At 37.9% G+C, this 5903-nt stretch carries 5 protein-coding genes; 1 reads left to right on the top strand and 4 read right to left on the bottom strand.

Going from position 1 to position 5903, the window contains the following annotated elements; genetic code table 11:
• Positions 1-236 precede the first annotated feature (236 nt).
• Positions 237-1340, top strand: a complete 1104-nt coding sequence (locus V7150_RS17590) for an AI-2E family transporter (RefSeq protein WP_335520989.1) — start codon at positions 237-239, stop codon at positions 1338-1340.
• A gap of 325 nt (positions 1341-1665) precedes the next feature.
• On the opposite strand, the gene V7150_RS17595 is transcribed toward V7150_RS17590, so the two are convergent.
• The 4 genes from V7150_RS17595 to V7150_RS17610 all read right to left on the bottom strand — a co-directional run.
• Positions 1666-3201 (bottom strand): APC family permease, encoded by a 1536-nt coding sequence (locus V7150_RS17595; protein WP_335520991.1) that lies wholly within the window; start codon positions 3199-3201, stop codon positions 1666-1668.
• A 105-nt stretch (positions 3202-3306) separates the two neighbouring features.
• Entirely contained in the window at positions 3307-4281 is a 975-nt protein-coding gene (locus tag V7150_RS17600; protein ID WP_335520993.1) for a PDR/VanB family oxidoreductase, read from the bottom strand.
• A gap of 56 nt (positions 4282-4337) precedes the next feature.
• A complete protein-coding gene (locus V7150_RS17605) occupies positions 4338-4856 on the bottom strand; it encodes a dimethylamine monooxygenase subunit DmmA family protein (RefSeq protein WP_335520994.1) in 519 nt (172 codons plus the stop codon).
• Positions 4857-4880: 24 nt separating this feature from the next.
• A partial coding sequence (locus tag V7150_RS17610) for a heme-dependent oxidative N-demethylase family protein (protein ID WP_335520996.1) occupies positions 4881-5903 on the bottom strand: 1023 nt, incomplete at its 5' end.

Consider the following 5903-nt stretch of genomic DNA (forward strand, 5'->3'; position numbering starts at 1 on the left):
CTATTCCTCTTTGTGGAGAATGTAATGATAATGCTGTTGGTCTTCAATTTCTATATTTCCCTTATACATTTTGTTGGGAGACAATACTTTGAAACATAGGTACTACGTTTCAGTATGCCACAATCATTTTAAGAGAATCAAAATTAATATTTGTTAAAATACCTTGATAATACTGTATTTTATTCCAATACTTTGATATACTTTAACCCAAATATCTGAGGTAAGAGGTACATATCGTGAGAAAATCTAAAATACAATTTTGGCTGATTCAAATTTTACTTATTTTAACGATTATTTTCGTTTCAACAAAAATCACATTTATGTTTAGGCCTATAGGAATCTTTTTCACAACTATTTTCTTTCCAATCCTAATAACAGGGTTCTTCTATTTTCTTTTAAATCCTGTGGTGAATTTTCTCGAACGCAAAAAGCTTCCTAGGATAGTGGCCATACTTGTTATATATATTGGGTTTGCCGGGCTTCTTGTGTTGGGAATAGGCAGCATCGTTCCAGCTGTGTCAAAACAGGCAACTGATCTTGCCAATAATTTGCCGGTCTATGCCCATGAGACTACCGAATTTTTAACAAATGTGGTCAAGTCATCTGAGTTTAAAAGCTTTAGGCATGAGCAGAGTGAAATTATCGACACGGTGCAACATCGGTTAATGGAGTATGCAAATACACTGCCAAATAAATTGACGAAAGGACTTATGGGTTTTTTTGGCATGATCACCAATATAGCTATTATTCTTGTGACTGTACCATTTTTATTATTTTACATGTTTAAGGACGGTCATAAATTTCCAAAAGCCGTTTCAAATTTTATACCGACCGGTTACAGAGATGAGGGTCTAAAAATTTTAAAAGAAACAGGGGAGACATTGTCAGCCTACATCCAAGGGCAGGTTATGGTCGCCCTGGCAGTCGGAACCTTGTCTTTTATTGGATATGTAATCATTGACATGCCTTATGCGTTAATCTTAGCGCTTATTGTAGCCTTCACCAATATTATCCCTTATGTTGGACCAATCATTGGGGGTACGCCCGCTGTGCTTGTCGCTTTATTTGATTCACCAACGAAAGCTTTATTGGTAATAGTCGTCATCCTGGTTGCCCAGCAAATAGAAGGGAACTTCCTGTCACCGTTGATATTAGGAAAAACATTGGATACGCACCCAGCAACAATCATCATTATTCTATTGGTTGCAGGAAACCTGGCAGGCGTACTTGGAATGGTCTTGGCTGTTCCGACCTATGCTGTTTCAAAAGTAATTGTACTGAACTTAGTCCGATTTTTAAGAGCTAGAAAAGCAGCGAAAAATATAGTAGAAGGAACTTGAGTCATAGACCAAGTTCCTTTTTACTAAAACGATATGCTGGAGACCTATTGACTATGGAGCAAAAATTCTTTTATATGAGAATGGTTTCTAACATGCTAAGACATTTGTGGTAGATCAGGAGGTAGCATCAGTAGCGACGATGAATATAGACTCCGTAGCTTCAGATTAAACTTTAAAGTGAATGCGATTGTATATGATGAAGTGCTTAACAACTTGGTTTGGTGCAATGCTTGGTGCCTATATTTTAGTCCACCTTCAGAAAAATTGAATGAATAAACATAGTGAATCCTTTAGCAACCCACTCTAATATGAGTTAGTAACAAACCTACATTGACATGTCATTAAGCTTGTTTTGATGAGAGATATATTTTTTCGGTATTGCATCATTATACGGCATATTGCTATGCCCGTAGCTGCGATGGATCATCATATACAGTATACCAACAACAATAACTACAACTCCTGAAGCGAGCACGATATAGTTATCATACCAAGGTGCATCTGGCGTTCTTGGCCAACACATGTTAATCATTGCGATTATTCCGTAGACAAGTGCACCAATATTGACAGGTAGCCCCCACTTGCCCAATTGATACTTACCACTTGGCTTCCATCCTTTTAGTCTAGCTCGAAGTGCAGCTAGAACAACCATTTGGAATCCAACATAAATGCCAAATGACGCAAAACTGACTACCTTTGTAAGCGCATCTGTAGACACTTTTGATCCCAACACAATGATAGCTGGGACAATAGCTGCAAGAAGCAACGCATAAGGTGGAATGTGACGGGCAACCGAAAATTTCTTTAACAATCGGCTACCTATAATCATGTCATCACGTCCATACGAATAGGCAAGTCTACTTGCTGCCGCCTGTAAACTTATTGCACATGAAAGGAAAGAAATTAACACAATACCCAGTACAATCTTCGCGCCAACAGTACCAAATGCCTTGTTTAGCAGTGTATCAACAGGCGTTACGTCCTTACCAGAAATAACTGCTGGGATATCAGCAACTGAAAGTACTAAAGAAAGGCAAACAAAAGTTGCTGCAGCACCACCAATGTAAATCGTCCGACGCATTGCCTTTGGGATAAGAACGCCTGGATTCGGTACTTCTTCAGCAACATCACCACAAGCTTCGAACCCATAATATAAAAAAGCTCCAATTAATCCAGCTGCTGCAAATGCATACAAGAAACTATGACTACCTTGAGCACCAAAAGAATCAAAGAGCACACCAAGACCGTGGTGCCTTTGTGTGATAAGCAACCAAAAACCAACTGCAAGCGCACCGATAATTTCAGCAGTAAAACCAATAACTGCTGCAGCTGCGAGAACCTTTGTGCCAAGAAAATTGATTATAGTCGATAGTACAAGCAAGATTACTGCACAAAGAATCGTTGAATCCACCGATATTTCAAAACCCAAAACTTGTGCAAGAAAAGGTCCAGCGCCGTATACAACACTAGCAATCGTCACAAGCAAAGCCATTAAGTAAACCCAGCCAGTCATCCATGCCCACTTGCGCCCCCATAATCTTCGTGCCCAAGGATATACTCCTCCTGCAACAGGGAATTGTGCAACAATCTCACTAAAGACAAGTGCCACTAATAACTGTCCGAATCCACAGATGACAAGACTCCAAATCATAGGTGGGCCACCTTGCGCAAGCGCGTAAGCAAATAGTGTGTACACACCTACTACAGGAGAGAGGTAAGTGAACCCGAGCGAAAAGTTTGCCCACGGGCTCATATCGCGGCGAAATTCTGATTCATATCCAAGTGCTGCCAGTTGTGCAGCATCACTATCATGATGTTCTGACACAGGTCCGCTAATATTATTGTTCAGATTTTCTTGCATGTTTTTTGCCTCCTTTAAATGGTAATTATATTCTTGTGTCAATATAAAATTATTTCAATATTCAGTAAAATTAATTTATGAATCTATTACAGAATAAAGGCTCTATTATAGGAGTAAAATGAGCTCTTTTTCAGGTTCTTTAGCTCTTGAGCAACAAGCTAAAATAACTTTCTTCGTATGTCTTTCTTCATCATTGTAGAAGTGATCTCGGTGATCAACTTCTCCTTCAACTACCTGTATTTCGCAGCTTCCGCATCCGCCTACTTTACAAGAATATGGAGCTTCTACCCCAGCTTTTAATAGTGCCTCTAATAACGTTTCTTCTTCAGAAACTTCTACCGTATGACCGCTGTTCGCTAATTTTACAACAAAAGGATTTTTTGGTCCTTCATCAGTTGGAGCAAATAATTCAAAATGTATGGAACGGCTTGGGTAACCGTATGAGTCAGCTGCTTCCCTAAATTCTTTCACCATTGAAACTGGTCCACAGAAATACACATGTGAGCCAATCCGATGTTCCGCCATTGATACAGGTACCATTTTATTAGGATTTTCCGTTCTCGAGAAATAGCAGTGACATTTTCCAGGATATTTTGCCTTCAAATAATCATAAAAAGCACAATCTTCTTTCGTTCTTGCAGCATAATGTAATTCAAATGATTTACCTTCAGCTGTTAATTCTTCCATCATTGTCATAAATGGAGTAATACCGATTCCAGCTGCATAAAATACATGATGTTTAGCAGCTTTGAAAGCCAGTGGGAAATGATTTTTAGGCCAACTGATTTCTAAACGATCTCCCACTTTGATCTTTTCATGCCAATAAACAGATCCGCCTCTTGAATGGTCATCCTTACGAATTGCAATAGCATATTGAGTACGGTCGGTTGGATGACTAACAAGTGAGTAATTTCTTTCAATAATCTCGTCGCCATTTTTTACATAAGTTGCGATATGTGAACCACCAGTAAATGCAGGCAGTAATTCTAGATCAACCGGATACAAGTAGAAGCGCTTTACCCATTTTGTTTCCTGTACTATTTTTCCTACATATACTTTAATCTTTCCGAATGCCCTCATAAAAATCACTCCCATCGTCATGACTGCAATTTTATTTATTCTTGCTCAGATAGCATTTAAGTTGATGTTACGAAAGCAGGATTATAAGGATATCCAATATAACCTTTTCGCTCTCTTGAGAAGAAGGGCCCTATTTCTAAGCTGATTTGGCAATGATAACAAATCGTATCCGTTTCATCAGCCTCAACTTCTTGTAGATGATAGCATTTGATACAATAAACAAACCGTCTCTTCTCGCCAGAAATAAGCGTTTGAATCTCATCTTCCGAAAAACCAGCCTCAATTGCCGCCATGAAAATCGTTACTGCATCATCCCATTTAGCTGAAATATAAAGCTGTGTTCCCATTTTTTGACGATCTAATACTTCGCTAATATTCTTTAATTGTAGTTCATCTTTCATTTCAATATGTTCATATTCTTTCAGACCATTTATATCATTTATAAATTGCTCGATTATGTCTGCTTCTTTTGGTTCAGCAGAAATAATCAGTAATTTTCTTCGATCCCATCTTACTGTGAATTTTTCTACAATTGTTTCAGATTTATCGAATAAAACCGGGCTGTTGTATACCACTTACATACCTCCAATCGTTTAACCCTAGTTAGTTTGTAATTTTACTTTTTCAACTAAGTTCTTCAAATATTCTACTGTAGGTTCAATAAATGGAGTAAATCCTTTATAATCAGCCATTGGCTTAGGAATATCTGATAGAATAGAGTATGTTTGCTCAAGCCATTCTGGTTTTAATGCCAAATCTTCCAATGGCAGGAATTGCGTATTTAAAACGAACAAAATTGCATTACTCCTTGGCATATGATAGAAAAATTGTTCTTCTACACGAAGTCTTACTAGTTTACCAGCATTTTCTGGGGTGACTAAAAAGCGTGTTGGACCCCATGTATCAAATGTTTCATAGTTAACATCCCAACGATTTGCCATCAAATTCCAGTTAATTCTGGTCCAAGGCTCACCTGGGAAAACATTGCGAATTAAAAAATTACGAACTCTTTCAGCCAGCGGTACACCTGTGCGTGACACAAATGGTACAGGTGCATGAATTTCGTCAAAAGTCATCCCTTTATTCCAGTGAGGCGAAAATAAAGCTGCATAAGATTCTTGAGCAACTTCCAAATAAAGGTTGTTATCCCGCTGAACCATTAATACAAAGTCAGTGGCGAAATGACGGCCAATTAAATCAAGCGGCTCAAGCTCGATGCTTGATGCATCACCAAATATGAAAGATTCCGTTTCATTTAAGATAAAATTATGAAAAGTCCAATGATTACCGTTTTTTTCTACTAGGAAGTGCTCCGGATAGCGTTCAATCGCCATATTAATCAGCATTTCTGCTACTTCCCATTGCATTTCCATTGTATGTGGATAGGATTGGAACCTTACTTCAGGTTGTTCCTTCAGTAATTCTCTTTTTCTTATTATTTGTTTTTCATATTCTGGTGTTATTACAACACAATTCTGTTTATCCTTTTCAAGCTTTCTTAAGTCATTGGAATACCGATAATTGGAATCTTCTTTAATATTGTGAAAAGGATAGGGAAATAGATCTAGATTAGTAGATTTGTACACGATAAATTCCTCCTTTAATTTTTGAACAATAATATC

Source organism: Neobacillus drentensis (assembly GCF_036965245.1).
GTDB lineage: Bacteria > Bacillota > Bacilli > Bacillales > Cytobacillaceae > Neobacillus > Neobacillus drentensis_G.